The sequence below is a fragment of the Variovorax sp. 05L425 genome, assembly GCF_056397705.1.
In genome coordinates this window covers 126,178-146,401 of sequence record NZ_JBFTNY010000012.1, presented here as the reverse complement: position 1 = coordinate 146,401, position 20,224 = coordinate 126,178, and the positions used below count along the sequence as shown (strand labels likewise).

General features: G+C 63.2%; 13 protein-coding genes and 1 tRNA gene. 6 read left to right on the top strand and 8 right to left on the bottom strand.

Translation table 11 applies throughout. From position 1 onward, the window contains the following. Positions 1–135: 135 nt before the first annotated feature. Positions 136–2,469 carry a DUF3987 domain-containing protein gene (locus AC1DN9_RS15625; protein WP_478101676.1) on the top strand — a complete coding sequence of 778 codons (2,334 nt, stop codon included), beginning with the start codon at positions 136–138 and terminating at the stop codon, positions 2,467–2,469. 1,543 nt (positions 2,470–4,012) lie between these two features. On the opposite strand, the gene AC1DN9_RS15620 is transcribed toward AC1DN9_RS15625, so the two are convergent. The 6 genes from AC1DN9_RS15620 to cysS all read right to left on the bottom strand — a co-directional run bounded on the left by AC1DN9_RS15620 (position 4,013) and on the right by cysS (position 9,534). Then, a tRNA-Ser gene (locus AC1DN9_RS15620) sits at positions 4,013–4,105 on the bottom strand. 22 nt (positions 4,106–4,127) lie between these two features. Continuing rightward, entirely contained in the window at positions 4,128–5,396 is a 1,269-nt protein-coding gene (locus AC1DN9_RS15615; protein WP_478101674.1) for an aspartate kinase, read from the bottom strand. Between the two features lie 107 nt (positions 5,397–5,503). Next, positions 5,504–6,454, bottom strand: coding sequence for a tRNA lysidine(34) synthetase TilS (tilS, locus tag AC1DN9_RS15610; RefSeq protein WP_478101672.1), 951 nt, complete (start codon positions 6,452–6,454; stop codon positions 5,504–5,506). Between the two features lie 38 nt (positions 6,455–6,492). Next, positions 6,493–7,473 carry an acetyl-CoA carboxylase carboxyltransferase subunit alpha gene (locus AC1DN9_RS15605; RefSeq protein ID WP_478101670.1) on the bottom strand — a complete coding sequence of 327 codons (981 nt, stop codon included), beginning with the start codon at positions 7,471–7,473 and terminating at the stop codon, positions 6,493–6,495. A gap of 16 nt (positions 7,474–7,489) precedes the next feature. Then, positions 7,490–8,140, bottom strand: a complete 651-nt coding sequence (locus AC1DN9_RS15600; protein WP_478101750.1) for a DNA-3-methyladenine glycosylase family protein — start codon at positions 8,138–8,140, stop codon at positions 7,490–7,492. 14 nt (positions 8,141–8,154) lie between these two features. Further along, positions 8,155–9,534, bottom strand: coding sequence for a cysteine--tRNA ligase (gene cysS / locus AC1DN9_RS15595; protein ID WP_478101668.1), 1,380 nt, complete (start codon positions 9,532–9,534; stop codon positions 8,155–8,157). A gap of 194 nt (positions 9,535–9,728) precedes the next feature. Between cysS and AC1DN9_RS15590 the strand changes: the two genes are divergently transcribed. From AC1DN9_RS15590 to AC1DN9_RS15570, 5 genes are read left to right on the top strand one after another with little or no spacing between them, the layout of a single operon-like run. Continuing rightward, positions 9,729–10,310 (top strand): tetratricopeptide repeat protein, encoded by a 582-nt coding sequence (locus AC1DN9_RS15590; protein WP_478101666.1) that lies wholly within the window; start codon positions 9,729–9,731, stop codon positions 10,308–10,310. Between the two features lie 49 nt (positions 10,311–10,359). Further along, the gene (locus tag AC1DN9_RS15585; protein WP_478101664.1) at positions 10,360–10,938 is read left to right on the top strand and encodes a peptidylprolyl isomerase; all 579 of its coding nucleotides are present in this window, start codon (positions 10,360–10,362) and stop codon (positions 10,936–10,938) included. Between the two features lie 14 nt (positions 10,939–10,952). Further along, positions 10,953–11,462 (top strand): peptidylprolyl isomerase, encoded by a 510-nt coding sequence (locus AC1DN9_RS15580; RefSeq protein WP_478101662.1) that lies wholly within the window; start codon positions 10,953–10,955, stop codon positions 11,460–11,462. An 8-nt stretch (positions 11,463–11,470) separates the two neighbouring features. Then, a complete protein-coding gene (locus AC1DN9_RS15575) occupies positions 11,471–12,232 on the top strand; it encodes a UDP-2,3-diacylglucosamine diphosphatase (RefSeq protein WP_478101661.1) in 762 nt (253 codons plus the stop codon). Then, complete coding sequence (locus tag AC1DN9_RS15570) at positions 12,232–13,026, top strand: M90 family metallopeptidase (RefSeq protein WP_478101659.1); 795 nt, start codon at positions 12,232–12,234, stop codon at positions 13,024–13,026. The genes AC1DN9_RS15575 and AC1DN9_RS15570 overlap by 1 nt, the downstream gene beginning before the upstream one ends. Positions 13,027–13,059: 33 nt before the next feature. Here the strand turns inward: AC1DN9_RS15570 and AC1DN9_RS15565 are convergent, their stop codons facing one another. Both AC1DN9_RS15565 and AC1DN9_RS15560 read right to left on the bottom strand, forming a co-directional pair. Further along, positions 13,060–15,873, bottom strand: coding sequence for a DUF349 domain-containing protein (locus AC1DN9_RS15565; protein ID WP_478101657.1), 2,814 nt, complete (start codon positions 15,871–15,873; stop codon positions 13,060–13,062). Between the two features lie 89 nt (positions 15,874–15,962). Continuing rightward, positions 15,963–19,775 (bottom strand): DUF748 domain-containing protein, encoded by a 3,813-nt coding sequence (locus AC1DN9_RS15560; RefSeq protein WP_478101655.1) that lies wholly within the window; start codon positions 19,773–19,775, stop codon positions 15,963–15,965. Between the last annotated feature and the right edge of the window lie 449 nt (positions 19,776–20,224).

The following is a 20,224-nucleotide window of genomic DNA, read 5'->3' as shown; positions in this document are numbered from 1 at the left end:
AAAAAACGGGCAGAAGGATACGCCAATATCCCCTGCACCGAACGCCCACAAGAACACAGCCTCATTCCGTATCGCGCTTGATATCGCAACGGCCATTTATCTCGCGATTGTCGCAATTTTCTTGCTGCGCCTGCTATGACGACACACTCTCAGCAAGACCAAATCCGCGCGGCTGCCGCCGATTATCTAGCATTGGGTTGGCAGTTGTGTGTCATCCCGGCAAACTCCAAAGGTCCACGAACCGAAGGCTGGAATCTGCGCCAAAACGCCATTTCAAGCCTGGACATGCTGCCCGCAGATACGGTAGGTTTGGGCCTGCTCCACGCCTATAGCGGTACCTGCGCAATCGATATCGACGACAACGAAAAAGCATACAAGTTTTTGAAGGGCTATGGCGTCGATCTCATTGATCTGGTCAAGGATCCAGATTCCGTGATTTTTCAGGGCAACCCTAAGAGAGCGAAGCTCCTTTACTCGCTTGAAGAGCCGCTCCCCTCGATCAACATGGCCGAGTCGCATGGAATCGAATTCCGCTCCGGCACCAAAGACGGTCTATCAATGCAATGCGTGCTGCCGCCTACCATCCATAAAGACTTCGGCACGCAATACCGCTGGCGCCGAAATCAGGGAAAAGTGCCCCCACCACTTCCCGAGAACCTCAAGGCGATTTGGCACTCGCAGCTAAAGCCGACGCCGCCGAAACCCGGTTCGCACTCGCTAACTGCCGCAGCCTCAGCCGTGCATTCGCACACTGCGCAGGAGATCAAGGCCGACCTGTCGCGACTGAGCGCGGACATCGGGTATCCAGACTGGATCCGGGTCTTGTTCGCGGTGGCATCCACCGGCATACCTCAGGCCGAAGCTCTGGCTCGTCGGTGGTCGGAGTCGTCTTCAAAATACGACCCTGCAGCGTTTGACCGGGCGTGGGCAAGCTATCGACCGGACGGCGGCATCACCTACGGTACTTTGCGGCACATGGTCCAGGCCGTGCAGGGAGGGCCGCCAAGCCCGTCAGCGCCCCAACCTCTGCCAGGACTGCCCGCCGTCCCCAAATTCCCCGTGGCGGCCCTTCCAGGGGCGCTGCGCGAGTTTGTCGAGGACATAGCAGCTCGCATGGACTGCCCGGTCGACTTTCCTGCGGTCGCGTCGATCGTCGCCATGGGTTCACTGCTCGGAAACAAGATCGGCGTTCAGCCCAAAGCCCGCGATTCGTCATGGGTCGAAGTGGGGAACATCTGGGGCGCTATTGTGGGTCGGCCAAGCGCCATGAAGTCACCCGCGATGTCGGAGCCACTGGCGCCGCTTCGGCGGCTGGCAAGCGAGGCCGCCGAGGCTCACAAGTTGGCCTCGTCCGAGGCTGATCGCGCAGCGGAGATTGCCAAGGTGCGCAAGCAGGCAGCATTCGCCAAATACAAGCAGCGGCTGAGTAAAGACAGCAGCGCCGAGCCTGAGGGGTTTGAACTTGAAGCGCTGCCCGCGCCAGTGCTCCGTCGCTTTGAGATGAACGACCCGAGTGCCGAAGCGGCCGCTGCGGTCCTCGTCGAAAACCCCCACGGTCTATTGCTGTTTCGCGATGAACTCGCCGGCTGGCTCGCAAGCCTTGGGCGAGAGGGCCAGGAGTCAAGTCGCAAGTTCTACCTCGAGGCGTTCGGCGGCACTCGCCCGTATGTGGTGGATCGCATCATGCGCGGCCATAGCCACATACCCCGGCTTTGCCTCTCCATATTGGGCGGCATACAGCCCGGCGCCGTGTCGCAACTCGTGCGCGGCGCGATCAAGGGCGGCGCGGAGGATGACGGCTTGCTGCAGCGCTTCCTCCTGACGGCGTGGCCCGACCACCGCAGCGAATTCAGACCCACTGACACGGCACCGAACAGAGCAGCACGTGAACGGGTATTCGAGGCGGCGCGGCACCTTGCCGATTTGGTGCCGGAGAGCGTGGGTGCATTCGCGGCCTTCGAGGATTCGATTCCGGCCCTTTCTTTCACGCCCGACGCGCAAACGACCTTCTCGGCGTGGCATGTCAAAACGATCAATCGGGCGCGGGCCGGCGGCGATCACCCGGCCATCGAAAGCTACCTGGGGAAGCTGCCGAAACTTGTATGCGGCTTCGCGCTTCAACATCATCTCATCGAACACCCCGACGGTGGGCCGATCACGGCCGAGGCGGTGGCCGCCGCAATGAAAATAGCAGAGTACGCGGAGGCGCATGCGCGGCGTCTCTATTCCCTCGCGGCGCGACCCGAGGTGGAGGCCGCCAAGCTGATCCAATCGCGCCTGATCAAAGGTGACTTGCCGCCGATCTTCACCGCCCGCGAATTGAAGCGAAAGCATTGGGCTGGGCTGAGTGAGGGCAGCGAAGTCGATGCCGGATTGGAGTTGCTCGTGGACTTCGGCTGGCTGCTGCCCGCGATCCAAGATACCGGGGGCAGAGCCTCAACCATGTTCACGTTCACCGGGGAATGCTGATCGGGCCAGAACTCACGGCGGAGCAGTAGTGCCGAAAGTGCCAAAGGTGCCGAAGCGATGGTTTGCGATCCCTTTGGCACTTTCGGCACCCCCACCCCCCCACCTTTTGAAAAAACGCCGCTCGGTCTTTCGACCTCCGAAGGAGTTCCCAAATGCGCCGTCGTTACTCTCGTCCGCACCCTCTCCCACTTGTTCCGCAGGACATGCTTAGGAGATTGAGCCGCGAAGACCGGCGCGAACTCTTGCTGGACGAAGACCCACTTGCGTTGTGGATCGAAGAGCGGGTAACCGTCGACTACAACGCTGTCACACCGACCGCTGATCTCTTCGCCGACTACGCCGCTTGGCGCGTATCTGAGGGGCTGCGGCCGTGGTCGCTGGCGAAGTTCAGTCGCGAAATGGGACTCCGAGGATTCGAGGGTTGCCGGCACGGCGTCGCTCGGTCAGCGCACCGTTGGTATGTTGAGTTGCGCAACCCTGTCCGCGTGAGATCCTGAGCATTTGTTCACAGCTATCCCGCCTAGCCGTTCTAGACAGTCGCAATTCGACTGCGAGAGTTGCTCGGATGACCTGTAAGCTGGGTTCAACGCCCCTGACATACAACATACAAACGCGAGGAGATCACCGACTTACTCCGTGTCAAAGACTAGTTGATGACGCTGGCCGTGGCGGTCATTGCACGACCGAAAATCGGTTCCGGCTGGGTAGCTGTAGTTATAACGCCAATGGGCTGACCCATGGTTGTAGGCCCATGCATGGTTCCAATGAATGCTTTCAAACAACGAGTAATTTCATGAAGCGTCTTCTAAGTATTTCTTTTCTGATTTTGGTCTTGGCCGGCTGCGCAAGCACATCTGACATAGACCTCAGCAAGGTCGAGAGTGCCTGCGGGCAAACTTGCTCCAAGACCTATTCAGACTGCCTGAGCTCGTTCACCTTCTTTCCGATCCAAGCGCAGCATCAATGTACCGACAGCCTGCGCCTATGTGCCCAGACCTGCCCGGCAAGAGAACCTTTGACGACTGGGCAAAAATGAGCCCCGGGCAAGGCGGCGCACTACCCCGTTACGCACGATCCGACGAACCAATCTCTGAGGTGGAGTGACGCTCCCGCCCTGCTCCCGCCCTCGTTGCAGATCTTCTGCAGCACAACCTGCAACTCGGCTTTCGCCTGAACGGGAATCGCGGCGGGTCAGAGTGTCTGAGCATCGGCGTTCCGGGCAGCCCAGGCCCGGCGCACTTTCAGACCGTTGCTGGTGGGCGCCAGCCAGTTTGATCATGGTCTAGGCAGGTAGCAAATCGAAGACCATTTTTCAAAAAATACGCGCGGTTTCGGCGCCCCGGGCAGAGAAAATTCTTCGGGGGGTCGGACCGGGTGTTTCGTCGACTTGTGCGCGCGGCCCTTCACTAGCAAGCTGTATGTTGCGTGGCACCAGAGGTGGCCAGCGAGGCAAGTGTGTTGCACGCGGGTAAGACCAGCGGCAAGATCGCACACACCCTGAAAAGAAAAAGCCCAAGTAGATCAACTACTTGGGCTTATATCTTGGCGGAACCGGAGGGATTCGAACCCTCGATGAGGCTCTACACCCCATACTCCCTTAGCAGGGGAGCACCTTCGGCCACTCGGTCACAGTTCCTGAGCCAATGATTATGCCAGCTTCAGGACCCCGGTTGATCCAAATCGAAAGCTTTATGCAGCGCGCGCACAGCGAGCTCCATGTATTTTTCGTCGATCACGACTGAGGTCTTGATTTCGCTGGTGGAGATCATCTGAATGTTGATGCCCTCTTCGCTCAACACGCGGAACATCTTGCTCGCAACGCCGACGTGGCTGCGCATGCCGATACCGACGATGCTAACCTTGCAGATCTTGGTGTCGCCCACGATGTCGGCCGCGCCCAGCGTCGGCAGAACCTTCGCCTTGAGCAAATCGACCGCCTTGGCGTAGTCATTGCGATGAACCGTGAAGCTGAAGTCAGTACGCCCATCCTTGCTCAGGTTCTGGATGATCACGTCGACTTCGATGTTCGCGTCGGCAATGGCACCAAGGATGTGATACGCGATACCCGGCTTGTCGGGCACGCCGAGCACGGAAATTTTGGCTTCGTCGCGATTGAACGCAATGCCGGATACAACGGCTTGTTCCATTTTTTCGTCTTCCTCGAAAGTGATCAGCGTGCCGGATTTGGCTTCTTCGTTGATGTCGATGTCCCAGGGCGTGAAGCTCGAAAGCACGCGCAGCGGGACCTTGTATTTGCCGGCGAATTCGACCGAACGAATCTGCAGCACCTTGGAGCCCAGGCTCGCCATTTCGAGCATTTCCTCGAAGCTGACGGTCACCAGGCGGCGCGCATCGGGCTCGACGCGCGGATCGGTGGTGTAGACGCCGTCGACGTCGGTGTAGATGAGGCACTCATTGGCCTTCAACGCCGCTGCGATGGCGACTGCCGAGGTGTCGCTGCCGCCGCGTCCCAGCGTGGTGATGTTTCCGGCATCGTCGACGCCCTGGAAGCCGGTGATGACCACCACCTTGCCGGCGTCGAGGTCGGCGCGCACGCGCTCGTCGTCGATGCTTTCGATGCGGGCCTTGGTGAAAGCGCTATCGGTCTTGACCTGGACCTGCCAGCCCGCGTAGCTGACGGCCTGGAGACCTTCTGCCTGCAGCGCAATGGCCAGCAGCGCCGACGATGCCTGCTCTCCCGTAGATGCGAGCATGTCGAGTTCGCGGTTGTAGTCGTCGCCGGGCCTGCCTGTGACGAGTTCCTTGGCGAGGCCAAGCAGCCGATTGGTTTCGCCGCTCATGGCACTCGGGACCACGATCATCTGGTGGCCGGCGCGCGCCCATTTGGCGACTCGCTTGGCGACGTTCTTGATGCGCTCGGTGGAGCCCATCGACGTGCCGCCGTATTTGTGAACGATCAATGCCATGGGTGAAGTCAAAGAGAAGAGTTCGGATGCCGCAAATGGCGGCCACACCGGTCAACACCGGCGTTCATGCACCCGTCGGCAGCCAGATTCAGCGCAAAGGCTGCGAGCTACGGCAAGGGCGAAGCATTGTACCAACGCAGCGTGTCGCCTTCGCGCTCGACCCGGCCAGCCGCGATCTTGAGTTGGATGCGGTGCCCACGCGTGCTGCACGCGGCGATCTGATCGAGCAGTTGTTCCAATTGCGCTTCGCTGGGCACAGCGCCGTGGTCGCGCTTCAACCAGTGGCGCAAGGCGTTGGCGAGGCGATCTCGCGGGAGCGCACGTAGTACAGCCAACGATGGCGGCGACCCGGCCTCGACAAGATCCCTCGCGGCAACTTCCGAAAGCAGCACTGACGCTCTCGCCGCATTGCGCGCCGAGCGGGCGAAGGTCTCTCGGTATTGCGGCAGCGCGGCAGCGAGCGCCGGCAGTACCTGTCGGCGAATCCGGTTGCGTGTATATCGCAGGTCGGCGTTGCTCGGATCGTCGATGTATGGAATTGCACCGCCAACGATCCACTCGCGCAACGCGTCTGCGTGCACGCCAAGCAGCGGCCGATGAAACTCGATGCCATGCCGCTGCATGCGGGACGGCATCCCAGCTAAACCGTCCACTCCGGCGCCGCGGCTGAGCGCGATCAGCAGTGTCTCGACCTGATCATCCGCGTGCTGCGCAAGGGCGACATGCCGCAGATCGTGTGTGAGTGCCACCGCGGCCAGCGTCGCATAGCGCGCACGTCGCGCCGCGTCCTCTGGACTCTCCCCGGGTGCATGCCGGGCATCGACGCGCCCTACGTGCAGGGGAACGCCAAGTGCCGCGCAAGTCGCAGTGCAATGCGCCTCGAAATCGTCCGCAGCGCGCTGGATCCCATGATGGACATGAATCGCGTGCACCTGGCCCGGCCAGCGGCTTGCCGCGGCATGAAGCAGTGCCGTCGAGTCCGCCCCGCCGCTGTAGGCCACTGCGAACGGCAATGGCGTCGCCCATGAAGCCAGTGCATGGTCGGCAGGATTTTCCATCGGGGCGCCGCGCGGCAGGCTTCAGCCTGCACTGCGCCTTACTTGCCGCTGTCGGCCTTGGTGTCGGCGAAGCGACCGTAGCTCTGCAAGCGCTCGTAGCGGCGATTGAGCAATTCCTTGACCGTCAGATCGCTGACCTGGCGGAAGGCGTCGTTCAACGCGCGCTTGAGGAACGCCGCCATTTGCCGGTGGTCACGGTGCGAACCGCCGACCGGCTCGTTGACGATCTTGTCGACCAGTCCCAGCGCCTTGAGCCGGTGCGCGGTAATGCCCAGGGCATCGGCGGCTTCCTGCGCCCTGTCACTGGTCTTCCAGAGGATGGACGCACAGCCTTCGGGACTGATCACCGAATAGACCGAATACTGCAGCATCAACACCTGGTCGCCGACCGAGATCGCCAGCGCGCCGCCCGAGCCGCCCTCGCCGATGATGGTCACGATGATGGGCACTTCGAGCTGCGCCATCTCGAAAATATTGCGGCCAATGGCTTCAGACTGGCCGCGCTCTTCGGCGTCGATGCCCGGATAGGCACCCGGCGTGTCGACGAAGGTGAAGACCGGGAGCTTGAATTTTTCGGCCGTCTTCATGAGCCGCAGTGCCTTGCGATAGCCTTCCGGCTTGCTCATGCCAAAGTTGCGCGCAGTGCGTTCCTTCGTGTCACGGCCCTTCTGATGGCCGAGCACCATGCACGGTGTGCCATTGAATCGGGCCAAGCCACCGACGATCGACAGGTCGTCGGAAAAATGACGGTCACCGTGCAGTTCGACGAAGTCCGTGAAGATCTCGTTGATGTAGTCGAGCGTGTAAGGACGCTCGGGGTGCCGGGCGATCTTGGTGATCTGCCAAGGTGTCAGATCGCTGTAGATGTCCTTGGTGAGTTGAAGGCTCTTCTTGCCCAGCTGATCGATTTCTTCCGAGATGTCGACTGCCGACTCTGTTTGCACATAGCGCAGTTCTTCGATCTTGCTTTCGAGCTCAGCGACGGGCTGCTCGAAGTCGAGAAAGGTTCGTTTCGCCAACGTCTTCTCCTGTTATTCAGTATGCGACCGGTAGCGGGTCGAGCGATCGCCAAATATACCAAGTCGCCACGCTGCAGTAAGGGGCCCAGGCAACAGCCACTTCGCGCGCATCGCTGCGGCTGACGGGGTCGCCCGAGAAGTAGTTCTGGCTGATGCCGTTGATCAGGCCGAGGTCGTCCAGCGGCAGCACATTGGGCCGCATCAAATGGAAGATCAGGAACATTTCGGCGGTCCAGCGGCCGATGCCGCGGATCGCGACCAGTTCCGCAATGATCATCTCGTCGGACATGTCCTTCCACGCATCAACGTGGACGGCGCCCGAATCGAAATGCAGCGCAAGGTCGACGAGATATTCCACCTTGCGAGCCGAGAGTCCGGCCGCACGCATGTCGTCGACCTTGAGCTTGAGCACGCTGGCGGGCGTCAACTTGCGGGGCAATTTGGCGAAGCGGTCCCAGACCGACTGGGCCGCCTTCACCGAGATCTGTTGTCCGACAATGCTTCGCGCCAGCGTCGTGAAGGCGTCGCCTCGCGATTCCAGGCAGGCATCGCCGAAGCGCGGAATCAGCCGCTTCATGACGCGGTCTTTCTTGGCGAGGTGCTTGCAGGCCTCTTCCCAGTAGTCGGGGGTGAATACCTGGATCTCGGGCGTCTTCGCAGGGGGCATCGTTCTTGTCGCGTTCACTGGGCCGACGTCCATGTCGTGCCGGTCGGCGAGTCCTTCAGGACGATGCCTTGCGCGAGCAATTCATTGCGGATGCGGTCGGCTTCGGCGAAATTCTTCGCTGCCTTGGCTTCGGCGCGCTGCTGAATCAGGGCCTGGATGGAGGCCTCGTCAAGCGCTGTACCCGCCTGCAGGAATGCCTGTGGGTCCGCCTGAAGAATGCCCAGGCAGCCGCCCAGCGCCTTCAGCAGCCCTGCCAGTTCGGCCGATTGGGTACGGTTGACCTCGCCAGCCAGGTCGAAGAGCACCGCAACCGCCTCGGGCGTACCGAAATCCTCGTCCATCGCCGCCTTGAAGCGGGCGGCGTACGCATTGCTCCAGTCGATGCTCGCGAGCGGCGCAGGCGTCACCGGTAGCAGTGCGTTGTACAACCGCTTGAGCGACGCGCGCGCATCGCTCAGGTGAACATCGCTGTAGTTGAGCGGGCTGCGATAGTGCGCACGAACCACGAAGAACCGGATCGTCTCGGCGTCGAACTTCTTCAGCACATCGCGAATGAGGAAGAAATTGCCCAGGCTCTTGGACATCTTCTCGTCGTCGATGTTGATGAACCCGTTGTGCATCCATGTCCGGGCCAACGGCTTGCCGCTTGCGCCTTCGCTTTGCGCGATCTCGTTTTCATGATGCGGGAACTGGAGATCCGCGCCGCCGCCGTGGATGTCGAGCGTTTCGCCGAGCAACTGGCAGGCCATCGCCGAGCACTCGATGTGCCAGCCCGGTCGCCCGGGACCGAACGCACTGGGCCACTTCACCTCGTCGGGCTCGGTCGCTTTGGCGCCCTTCCACAGCACCGGGTCGAGCGGATCGTCCTTGCCGTCGAGCACTGCGACCCGTTCGCCGGCGTGCAACTCATCGAGGGACTTGCCGCTCAACTTGCCGTAGCCCGGGAACTTGCGCACCGCATAGTTCACGTCGCCGTTGGCCGCGCGGTAAGCCAGCCCCTTCTGCTCGAGCGTGCTGATCATCGACAGCATCTGCGGGATGTACTCCGTCGCACGCGGTTCATGCGTCGGTCGCTCGATGCCGAGCGCGTCCGCGTCCTCGTGCAGGGCATCGATCATCCGGTCGGTGAGCGCGCGGATGCTCTCGCCGTTCTCCACCGCGCGGCGGATGATCTTGTCGTCGATGTCGGTGATGTTGCGAACGTAGTCCACCGCCAGACCGGAGACCCTGAGCCATCGATGCACCACGTCGAACGCGATCATCGAACGCGCGTGACCCAGGTGGCAATAGTCGTAGACGGTCATTCCGCACACGTACATGCTCACCTTGCCTGGTTGCAGAGGAGAAAATTCCTCCAATTCACGCGAGAGCGTGTTGTAGATGCGAAGACTCATGAGGCTCGAAAAGCGTCGGTTCGCGCTCGTTCGAAACGGGCGAAGGACAGCGGGTTTTTCAGGGGTGTATGTGCTGCTGGGACGAGGGGTTGGACGTGGCCCCTCGGCTACAATCCCTCGCAGTATAAACGGCCACCGACGGATATTTTCCGCGTGTTTACGAGGCCTGTGTCCCCTCCTTTACTCGAGGCTTCATGCAGAGCGCCGCCAACTTGCCTTCATCACTCTTCCGTATTTTCCCTGCCCTCCTGCTCGCGATGACCCTGGGCGTGGCGTATGCCGACGACTACGGCGACGTCAATGCGCTTCTCCGCCAAGGCAAATCCGACGAGGCATTGGCAAAGGCCGACACCTACATCGCCGGCAAGCCTCGCGATCCGCAGATGCGCTTCCTGCGCGGCGTGATCCTCACCGAGCAAGGCAAGCAGACCGAGGCGACAGCCGCCTTTACGCAGCTCACCCAGGATTTTCCGGAACTGCCCGAGCCCTACAACAACCTGGCCGCCCTGTATGCGGCGCAAAGCCAATTCGACAAGGCGCGCGCGGCGCTCGAAATGGCGACCAAGCTCAACCCGGACTACGCGACCGCACACGAGAACCTCGGCGACGTGTATGTCCGCCTCGCGGCGCAATCCTATAGCCGCGCCAAACAGCTCGAACCCGGCAACACTACCGTGCCTCCCAAGCTCGTACTGATCCGCCAGATGTTCAGCGCGCCGAACACCGGCGACCTTCCGGCGGCGCCCGCGGACGGCCGCAAGCCCGTTCGCCGGTAAGCCACCTGTCCACCGCGCCTCGGCGCAACTTTCGGAAAGCGACTCTCCCGTGACCTTTCAAGCCATCTCGCGCCGCGCGGCGCTGATCGCGGCCGCCACGCTGGCCATCGCCGGGACCGCCTGGGCGCAGAACGCCCCGCGCGTCAAGCTCAGCACCTCGGCCGGTGACATCGTCGTCGAGCTGTACCCAGACAAGGCGCCCAAGACCGTCGAGAATTTCCTCCAGTACGTCAAGGACAAGCAATATGACGGCACGGTATTTCACCGCGTCATCGACGGCTTCATGATCCAGGGCGGCGGCTTCACGCCCGACCTGAAGCAGAAGCCGACGCGCGCGCCCATCCCGCTCGAAGCGAAGAACGGCCTCAAGAACGACAAGTACACCATCGCGATGGCGCGCACGTCCGACCCGAACTCGGCCACCGCGCAGTTCTTCATCAACGTGAAGGACAACGCCAACCTCAATGCGCCCAACCCCGACGGTTACGGCTACGCGGTGTTCGGCAAGGTCATCTCCGGCACCGAGGTCGTCGACAAAATCCGTACCGCACGCACAGGCAACAAGGGCGGGATGCAGGACGTCCCCCTCGAAACCATCACCATCCAGTCCGCCACCGTGGCGAAGTAATCAAAGGAGCCCTCATGAGCAATCCCCAAGTCGAACTGCACATCAAGGACAAGGGCGTGATCACGCTCGAACTCGACCAGGACAAGGCGCCCAAGACCGTCGAGAACTTCCTCGCCTATGTGACCAAGGGCCACTACGACAACACCGTGTTTCACCGGGTGATCCCGGGCTTCATGGTCCAGGGTGGCGGTTTCGAGCCAGGCATGTCGCAGAAGCCGACCGGCGCCGAAATCCAGAACGAAGCCAACAACGGCCTCAAGAACGACAATTACACGGTGGCAATGGCACGCACCAACGCGCCTCACTCGGCCACCGCACAGTTCTTCATCAATGTGGCCGACAACGGCTTCCTGAACCACACCGCGCCGTCGGCTCAAGGCTGGGGTTACGCCGTGTTCGGCAAGGTCGTCGAGGGCAAGGACGTCGTCGACAAGATCAAGGCCGTCAAGACGGGCCGCAAAGGCTTCCATGACGACGTGCCGCTCGAGGACGTCGTGATCGAAAAGGCCGTCGTCAAGGCCTGACGTTGCCCATGGAGGCGTTTGCCGAGATCGTGGCGCCGCCAAACTGGCGCACGGTCGATCTCATCTCCGACCTCCACCTGCAGGCCGCGGATCAGGCCACTTTCGATGCATGGCGGGGTTATCTCGAAACCTCGCCCGCCGATGCGATCTTCATCCTCGGCGACCTCTTCGAGGTATGGATCGGCGACGACGCAGCCACCCTTCCCGGCTTCGAGGCGCAATGCGCCGACGTGCTCCGCGCCGCGACGGCGCGGCGGCCTGTTTTCTTCATGCATGGGAATCGGGACTTCCTGCTCGGCCCGGCCTTCGCGGCGCAAAGCGGCATGACGCTCATCGACGATCCAACCTTGCTCGTGCTCCACGACAAGCGCTGGCTCTTGAGTCACGGCGATCTACTGTGCCTGGAAGACACCGAATACCTGCGTTTCCGGGCGCAGGTGCGGACACCGGCGTGGAAAGACGCCGTGCTCGCCCGTCCGATCGAGGAACGTCGCGCACTCGCGCGATCGGTCCGCGCGCAGAGTGAAGACCGCAAGCACAGCCCCGACATGGTCTGGGCCGACGTCGACCCGGACGCCGCTCGCGACTGGTTGCAACAGGCTGGAGCGACAACCTTGGTGCACGGCCACACTCACAAACCTGCCGTTCACCCGCTGGGCGAGGGCCTCCAACGGATCGTCCTGAGCGACTGGGACGTCACCGCCCATCCTCCGCGCGCTCAATTGCTGTGCATCTCCAGCGCCGGCGCGCAACGCGTCGATCTCCGCTGATGTTCGGATGGCTGCGCAGTTTGCGCGCGGCACCCCCCATACCCGAGGCCGCGTGGCAGGCGACGTTGGCGCGCTACCGTTTTCTTGCTGAACGCCCCGCTGTCGATGTGGAACGCCTTCGCAAACTGGCGGCCGAGTTTCTGCGAGACAAGCGCTTCCATGGCGCGCATGGTTTCGTCATTTCCGACGAGGTCGCGCTGGCGATCGCCGCGCAGGCAGTTCTCCCGGTGCTGCATCTCAAGGGCGGACTCAACTGGTACGACGATTTCATTGGCGTCGTCGTGCACCCGTCCGAAGTCGTTGCCCAACGCAAGACTGTCGACGCGACCGGCGTGGTCCACGAATACGAAGAGGTCGTGGCCGGAGAGGCCATGGACCGGGGGCCGGTCATGCTGAGTTGGCAGGACGTGCTCGCCAGCGGCGCCACGCAGGCCGAGGGCTACAACGTCGTGATCCACGAATTCGCCCACAAGATCGATATGCGCGGCGGCTCGGTCGATGGTTGCCCGCCTTTGCCTCCTGGCTTCCGCGGTACTGGGAACGGACGCGAAGCGCGCGCCGCCTGGCTGGCGGTGCTTCAGCCGGCATTCGACGTGTTTCGAGAGAAAACCATCGTTGCCGAGCGCTTCGGCGGCGAGCCCCCTTGGCTCGATTCCTACGCTGCCCAATCGATGGGCGAATTCTTCGCTGTCGCTTGCGAAGCCTATTTCGTGAATCGCAGCCAGTTGCGGGGAGACTTTCCCGAACTTGTCGCCTTGTTCGACGACTTCTTTACGGCGCCGAACAAGGTCTGATCACCGGCCGGCCCGAAGACCGACCGGCATGTCTCACTTGCGAAGCAGCGCCTTGAGCACGTTCTGCAGCCGGCGCGCAGATGCCGGGTCGTGCGGAGCCGCCAGCACCTTGCCGGCGTCCTGGCCCCAGGTTTGCGCCGGTGCCGGGTCGCCGCGTCGTGTCAGCAGCTTGAGTTGCAATGCACGACGGGCTTCCAGTTGCTCGGCCGGCGTGGGGACTTCGGCGGCCATTTCGAGGCGCAGCAGTGCTTCGGCTGCATCGGCGGCTTGAGCCGACGGCGACGCTCCCACCGCTTGCGACCAACTCGTCCGCACAGCTGGCGTGACGGCGCGACCCAATTCCTGCACGCTCGGCAATTGCGACGCATCGCGTTTTTCCCATGCGCCAAGGACCTGCGTAAGTGCCTCACCATGCGCTTGTGCTGCAAGCTTGCGCAAGGCGAACTCAGCCCGCTCGAGCGCATCACGTTGCGCACGGAAAGCGGCGTCACCCAAGCGAGGGCCACGGTCTTCGAATCGCGGCGGGCGGTCGCCGAAGCGTCCGCCTGCGGGTGCGCCGCGCTCGCTGCCACGCGGAGGACGGTCGTTGGGGCCAGAACGCCCGCCTGGGCCGCCGGGCGCGCCACGGCTGTCGCGGCGATCGCCAAACCTTCCACCGCGCGCGGCTGGCGTGGCTTCGGCCTTCTTGTTGCCAGGGCGGTCGTCGCCCCGTACAGCAACCACGGGCTTGGGTGCCGGCTTCGGCGCCGCCGCTGGCGGCGCGGCCTCAGGATCGGAGCGTGCAGACGGATCTGCACCGTCCGCAGGCGCCACCAGATCGACAGCGGTCGCTTCGGCGGCCGGCGCGCCCGTGGGCAGGGCGTCAGCATCTTCCGGCGCGGGCTCCTGCGCGGCGCTCTCGCTGAACTCAGCCGCAGCCTGGCCTGGTGCCACCACTTCGGTAGCGCCCACGGCGGGACCATCGGCCGCAGGTGCCGGAGCCGGTGCCACCTTGGGTGCCTCGCCGCGAATAGCCGCTTCCAGTTGGGCGACCGCAGCACGAATCTTCTGCGCGTCGCCGGTTGCGTTCGCAGCTTCCAGCGCCTTCGACGCGTTCAGCACGTTGCGATCGTGCTCGCTCATCGCTGCGGAGGCCTTTTCGCGCTCCGCGGTCTTGCGGTTGAAGGCCTCGTCGATCGGCGCGCGGAACGCATCCCACAGCTTCTGCTCGTGGCGGCGATCGAGGGGCACGGATTGCGCTTCGGCCTGCCAGCGTTGCTGGAGCGCCTTTACGGCGTCGATGCGCAACATTGGCGCAGCGCCGAGTTCGGTAGCCTCGGCGATCATGGCCTGCCGGCGCTCGACGCTGGCCTTCTGCTGCTCCTCGAACGGCGTCCGCGCAGCGCCGAAGGCCTCGCTCCACTGCGCCTGCAACTCGGCGAACACCTTTTCACCGACGTGCCCTGCATCGCGCCAGCGATCGGCGAACTGATGAAGCGCGCGATTCACCGCCTTCAGGTCGGAAGTCTGCGCGTGTTCCGCGGCCCATGCCTTCACTTCCTCGATGAGGGCCACGCGCTGGGCACGATGCTCGGCCGCGTCGGCGCGAACTTTATCGAGCCACGCCTCGACAACCTTGTGGGCTTCATTGCATGCCTCGTCGAAGCGCTTCCACAGCGCGTGATTGGGCACACCGCCCTGGTCGGACTGCTTCCACTGCTCGCGCAATGCGCGCAGGGTCTCCTGCATCTTGCGGCCACCCAAGGCCTGGCCTTCGGGACGCTTCAGCAGGCCTTCGGCCTTGGCGACGAGTTCTTCGCGGACCTTGTCTGCGCTCCAGCGCTGCCAGCCTTCGAGCTCACCGGCGGCCACGAGGGCCGCGTGAACGCGGGCTTCGAGCGGTGCGTCGACCAACCTGCCGTGTTCCTTGAGGACCGCGCGCAATGCAGCCGCCGCACCGGCGCTGGCCTTGCCATGCCCCTCGGCGGTTTCCTGCTCCAGTTTGGCGAGGGCAGCCTGCACGGCTTCGTGCGCAGCGGCTCGCTTTTCCGGGTCAACCTTCGGCCCGGCGGGCTTCTGCGGCGAAGGAGCTGCCGTCTCAGGCGCGCCGCCACGGGCAATGCGCAGCTCGTCGGCCCACACAGGAACGGGCGGCAGCGGTGCCGCAGGATCAGCCGCGGCGGCCTGGGCCTGCGCCAACGCTGCATGGAATGCATCGGACACCACCAGCAACTGCGCCTTGGAGGACTCGAGTTGCGGCGCAAACTTGGCGTCGAGGCTGCTCCAGTTGCCATCTGCTGCAATTTCGGCGGCCTGTTGTTGCCAGTGTGCGACATCCGCGCGCAGGGCTTCCTCCGCCGCCTGGGCATCGCTCCAGCTCTTGGTCGAAAGCACTTCGAAGCGCTGAGCCAGCAGGACCGCCGCCTCGCGATGGACCTGTGCACGGTGCTGCAGGTCCTCGATGCCCTTCACGCGCTCGGCCAATCGCGCCTTGAAGCCTGCCAGCGGTTCGCGCGACAGAGGGGCACCAGCCTTGGCTGCGTCGCGCTGCCACGCAAGCGCGTCGGCGATATTGAGCTTGGGCTGCGCCAGCAGCGCTTCCGCCCTGTGCGTCCACTCGACCGCGATCGCTTCCTGGCCCTTGGCGCGCTTGAGTTCATCGAGCTTTTCGCGCAGCAATCGCGCGGCGCCCTTGTCGCGGCCGCTCAGTTCCTTGAACACGTCCTGCATGTGCTCGGGCGACGGATTGCCGGCGAGCCATTCGCGGATGCGCTGGGCACGCTCGCCCGAGGTGGGCGCGGTGAATGCGCCGCCGGTCAGCGTGTCGAGGGACTGAAGGTCGTGAGGCTTGGAAGAAGTTGAAGTCACTGCGCGAATATCGTTATCTGTAGAAAAAGCGAAGGCGCCGGCAATTGCCGGCGCACCGCTCCATTTTCACCGAGTTGCTGCCGACCGGTTCAACGGGTCGCCAGTTTCAGCTCGGCATCGGGTTTCCAATTGTCGCCCTCGGCCTTGGTTCGCACCGCGCCGAGGAAAAGGCGCTCGCTCGGCACCTTCTGAGCCAGCAGGTAATCACGCACGACAGCGCCGCGATCCACGGCCAATTGCCGCATCGACTCTTCATCGACGGGAATATTGGCCGCCAGCAGTTTTTCCATCTCTTCGGTCGGCAAATCCTTGGCCAATCCGACCATGTTCCGGGGCTTGGTGATCTCCGAACGTTTGTAGGCCGCGGCCAGCAGCGCAGGGTATTCCCCGTCGGTGAGAGGCTCGACGTCGGCAGCGTCCTTGCCAGCCCGGACGGCGGCGCGGCGCTTCTCCGCCTGGGCCAGCTGGCGCACGCGTTGCCGCTGATAGGCCTCGCGCTCATGCTCAAGGCTCGCCGTCCCGACGACTGTCAGCTGCAGGGCCGGCCGGTCGACGATGGCTTTCGCCACCTTGTCGAGGCTTTCCTTGGCTTCGGCCGACAGTTCGGAACTGCCCAGCGCGAAAACGACGGAGCTGGATTCGCCGCCCCCTCCTCCGCCGGTCAGCAAGGCGAAGGGTGCTGTGGCGGCCTTGGCGATCAGGTTGACGATCGCCTTGAAGATCAGCGGTCCGATGCTGAACTCCGGATCGTTGATCGACCCCCTCAGCGGCAAATCGACGTCAATCACACCGTTGCGATCCGCAAGAAGCGCCACGGCCAAGCGAACCGGCAGGCTGGCGGGGGCGCCCTCGACTTGTTCGCCGAACTGCAGTTGGTTGAGGATCAGCCGATTGGCCGCCGTCAACGCCCCGTCGGGCGCGATCTTGTAGTTCACGTCCATGCTGAGCTTGCCGCGCTCGATGCCGTGTCCCGCAAAGCGGATCGAATACGGCGACAGCGGCGGCAGGTCGAGCTCGCGCATCTTGGCGGTGATGTCGAGTTCGAGCGGTTTGACGAGCGGATTGAGCTTGCCGGTGATCTCCAGCGACGCCGTTTGCTGGGCCTTTCCTCGCAATTCGAGGTCCGCCAACGCAGGCCTGTCTCCCTGGGGCTTCGAGGAGAAAGCGCTCAGGCGGCCGGTCAGCTCCGTCAAATCGGCCGAATAGTTCGGCTTGATGAACAAATCGGAGAAGTCGATCTTGCCGTTGACCAGCGCGATCGGCCCGAAATTGATGATCGGGGCCATGGGGTTGGCCGGCTCGGCGGGCTGTGCGGCCGCCACGGGCGCCGGCGGCGGGGTCGCCGGCGCGCCGCCGACCATCAGCTCCGCCGGTGGTGGCGCCTCGCCATTCGACCGGCGGGCCTTCTTGGCGGTCGTCGTCGTGTTCGTGCCGCGCCAGCTACGTCGCGTGGTGACTTCTGCCGGCGGAGCACCTGCAGCGGCGGCGCCCGGTGCCGGCTGCCCGGGCTTCTTGACCAGATCAAGCAGATTGAGGTGGCCAGTCGGATCAATGATGATGCGGGCGAAGAAATCGCTGAGCGTGGTCTCTCGCACGTCGAGCGTCACCGGCGAGCCGGGAACCATGTTCACTTGCACGCCGCGCAATCCCAAGGTCTTCCAGCTCAACAATTGATTGTTGCTCGACGCGCCGGGAGCCTGCGTAAGGACGACACTGTTGGCGCGGAAGTCGTCCACAGCCGTGTCCCCTGCCAGGCGGACGTTCATGCCAGTGGGCGTGGCGGCATATTTGACGGTGCCACGGTAGCTTGCGAATGCGCGGCGGATATCAATGTTCAGGGCGTCCGCGTAGTAGGCCTTGAAAGCGTGCGCAGGAAGGGAGGCGACCAGCAGGCGGCCCTCGGCGGCGATCGGCTTCAACGCCACGTTGCCTTCGTATTCAAAGCGCCCCGGCTCGGCGCGACCCGCAGCGATTTTCCCGGACAGCTTGAGCGGCGAGACCGTCGCGGTGTTGGGCGTGATCTTCTGCGCGTCGACCTTCAGCGCAGTGATCTCGAAGGCCACCGGCGTTGCACTGGCGTTGTCGGCATAGGACAGCGCGCCATTGTCCACCCCCACCTTTCCGATGGAAAGCGCCCATGGCTTGGTGTTCGCCGTCGGCGACGGCGCCTCGCCCGCGTCTGGATCCTTGGGCGCCGCCACCTTTGCATCCACAGTGTCGCCACGGCTGCCACCGGCCAGTGTCTTCAGCCAGCGTTCGTACATCCAACGCTTCTCGTTGTCGCGCTCGACCCGCACTTTCGGGCTGGACGCCGTGAAGGATCCGATCGCCAGCGTGTGCTCCGTCATGTCGACTTCGGCATCCTGAAGCTCAAACCGGCCGACGCTGGCCAGCGCCGTCTTTTCCTGCGTGAGCGCGAGTCCCTCGGCCACGACGCTGTGCGCCTTGAACTTGAGGTCGGGCTTGGTCCATGCGATCTCGATCTGGCCGCTCAGCTTGCCGTCCAGCGTCGGTTCAAGGCTTTGCGCAAGGTACGGCGCCGCGAGCGACAGCGGCAAGGCATCGACCTCGGTCCGGACTTGGGCGACCTTGTCGGTCGCCTCACCGCCGAACTTGACCGCCGCCCCGCCAACAGAAGTCGATCCGTTGAAGGTCGCGGGTTTTTCCATCGGCCAGGTCACCGCGTTCACTTCGACGGCGAGATTCTTCACGTCGATCGATGCGGCCGGCTGCGTCGTCTCGTCGCGCCAGCCGATCGCGCCTTCCGTGAGCGCGACTTTGTCGACCTGGATGTGCCATTCCGGCGGTTCGGCGGCCTTGGCGCCCCCTTCCCCATCCTGCGGCGGGGCTGGCACAGCAACCACTTTCTCCTTGGCGCCAGTCGTCGGATTGATCGCCAGCAGGTTGATCTGGCCTGCCGAATCGCGCGCCACGGCGAGCTCCGGCCCGGCCAGGGCCACTTCGCTCAGGTGGACGACGCGATCCAACGGCCTGACATCGGCCAGCGCAATCTTCAGCGAATCGAAGCCGAGAAGATCCTTGCCCTTGGCGTCCGCGACCTTGATGCCGTTCGCCGCGATCGTGCCGGTGACCTTGAGACCCGCCGTCGCCGCCTGCTCGAAATCGACTTTCAGGTCGGCGTCGAGCTTGCCGGCCTGCAGCGCGACCGGGAGTCCGCCCGGCATGTAGGCCATGTAGGGCACGAGGTCCAGCCCCTGGAAGCTCAGTTGCGCGTCGGTCTTGTGACTCTCCGCAAAAGGTGTCGACGATGCGGACGAATCGAACTTGCTGCCGTTCAGGACGAAAGCCAGCTTGGGCTCGGTCTTGACCTCACGCTGAGAGGCCAGATTGCTCAGGAACGGCACATTGAGCACGAGGTCGCGCAGTTCGTGCTTGCGCTTGACGGTCTGGTCGTCGAAATCGACCGACCCGCCCGAGATCGCGATGTTGTAGATGGCAAAGTGGGGTGGCTCCCTCTTGGGCGTATCGGGAGCAGCGGCCAGTTTTTTCAGGATGTCGTCGATGTCGTACTTGCCGTCGGCAAGGTGCGTCAGCAGGATGGCCGGCGAATCGATCGCCACAGCGTCCACCACCGGTGCGAGCCGCAGGATCGACTGCAGTTCGCCATCCATGTAGATACGCTTGATAGCCACCTGTGAACGGGCACCGTCGGCCGTGGCGATCTGCAAGTCATTGACCGTCAGTTCGAGCGTCCACGGCTTGAAGTCGATCTTGCCGACCGTGACCTGGCGGCCGAGTTTCTCGCTCGCGATCTTCTGGATCTGACTCTTGGCAATCGGCGGCACCGCCAACCAGGCAATAGCCCAGACGGCCAGGAGGACGAGCAACGCCACGATCCCACGCCGCACCCATTTGTTCTGTTTCAGCGAAGCTGCATTCATCGACCGGGAGTGTGCCCCAAACGCACTTGCCCTTCGACTGCCCAAAAACAAGAAAGCCCGGCGGCTCGACACGAAGTCAGGCCACCGGGCTTGATGGCGGGCGCAACGCCCATGCCATCCTTTCGCGCGACCGGAAGTTGAATGTTCCGGCCAGGCTGGCAGCAAGAGATTGCCACCATTTGGGCCTCAGTCGCTGAACCGCAGGATCTCTCCTTCGGCTGCTGGACCTTGGTGAAACGCCTACAAAGTCGAGGCAAGTTCAGCCTAGGCGGGCGCCAGGGAGTTTTCAAGAGAGCTTTTCAATCGACCTTGGGCTGTCGATCCGTGAACTAATGTTCACACTTATTACATCAATTCAAGAATAAAGATTCGATTCCTTATTCTTGACCGGGTATTTAGCCACTCCTAGAATGCCCGCTTGCCCTGACGTCAGACCGCCAGGGCTTTCT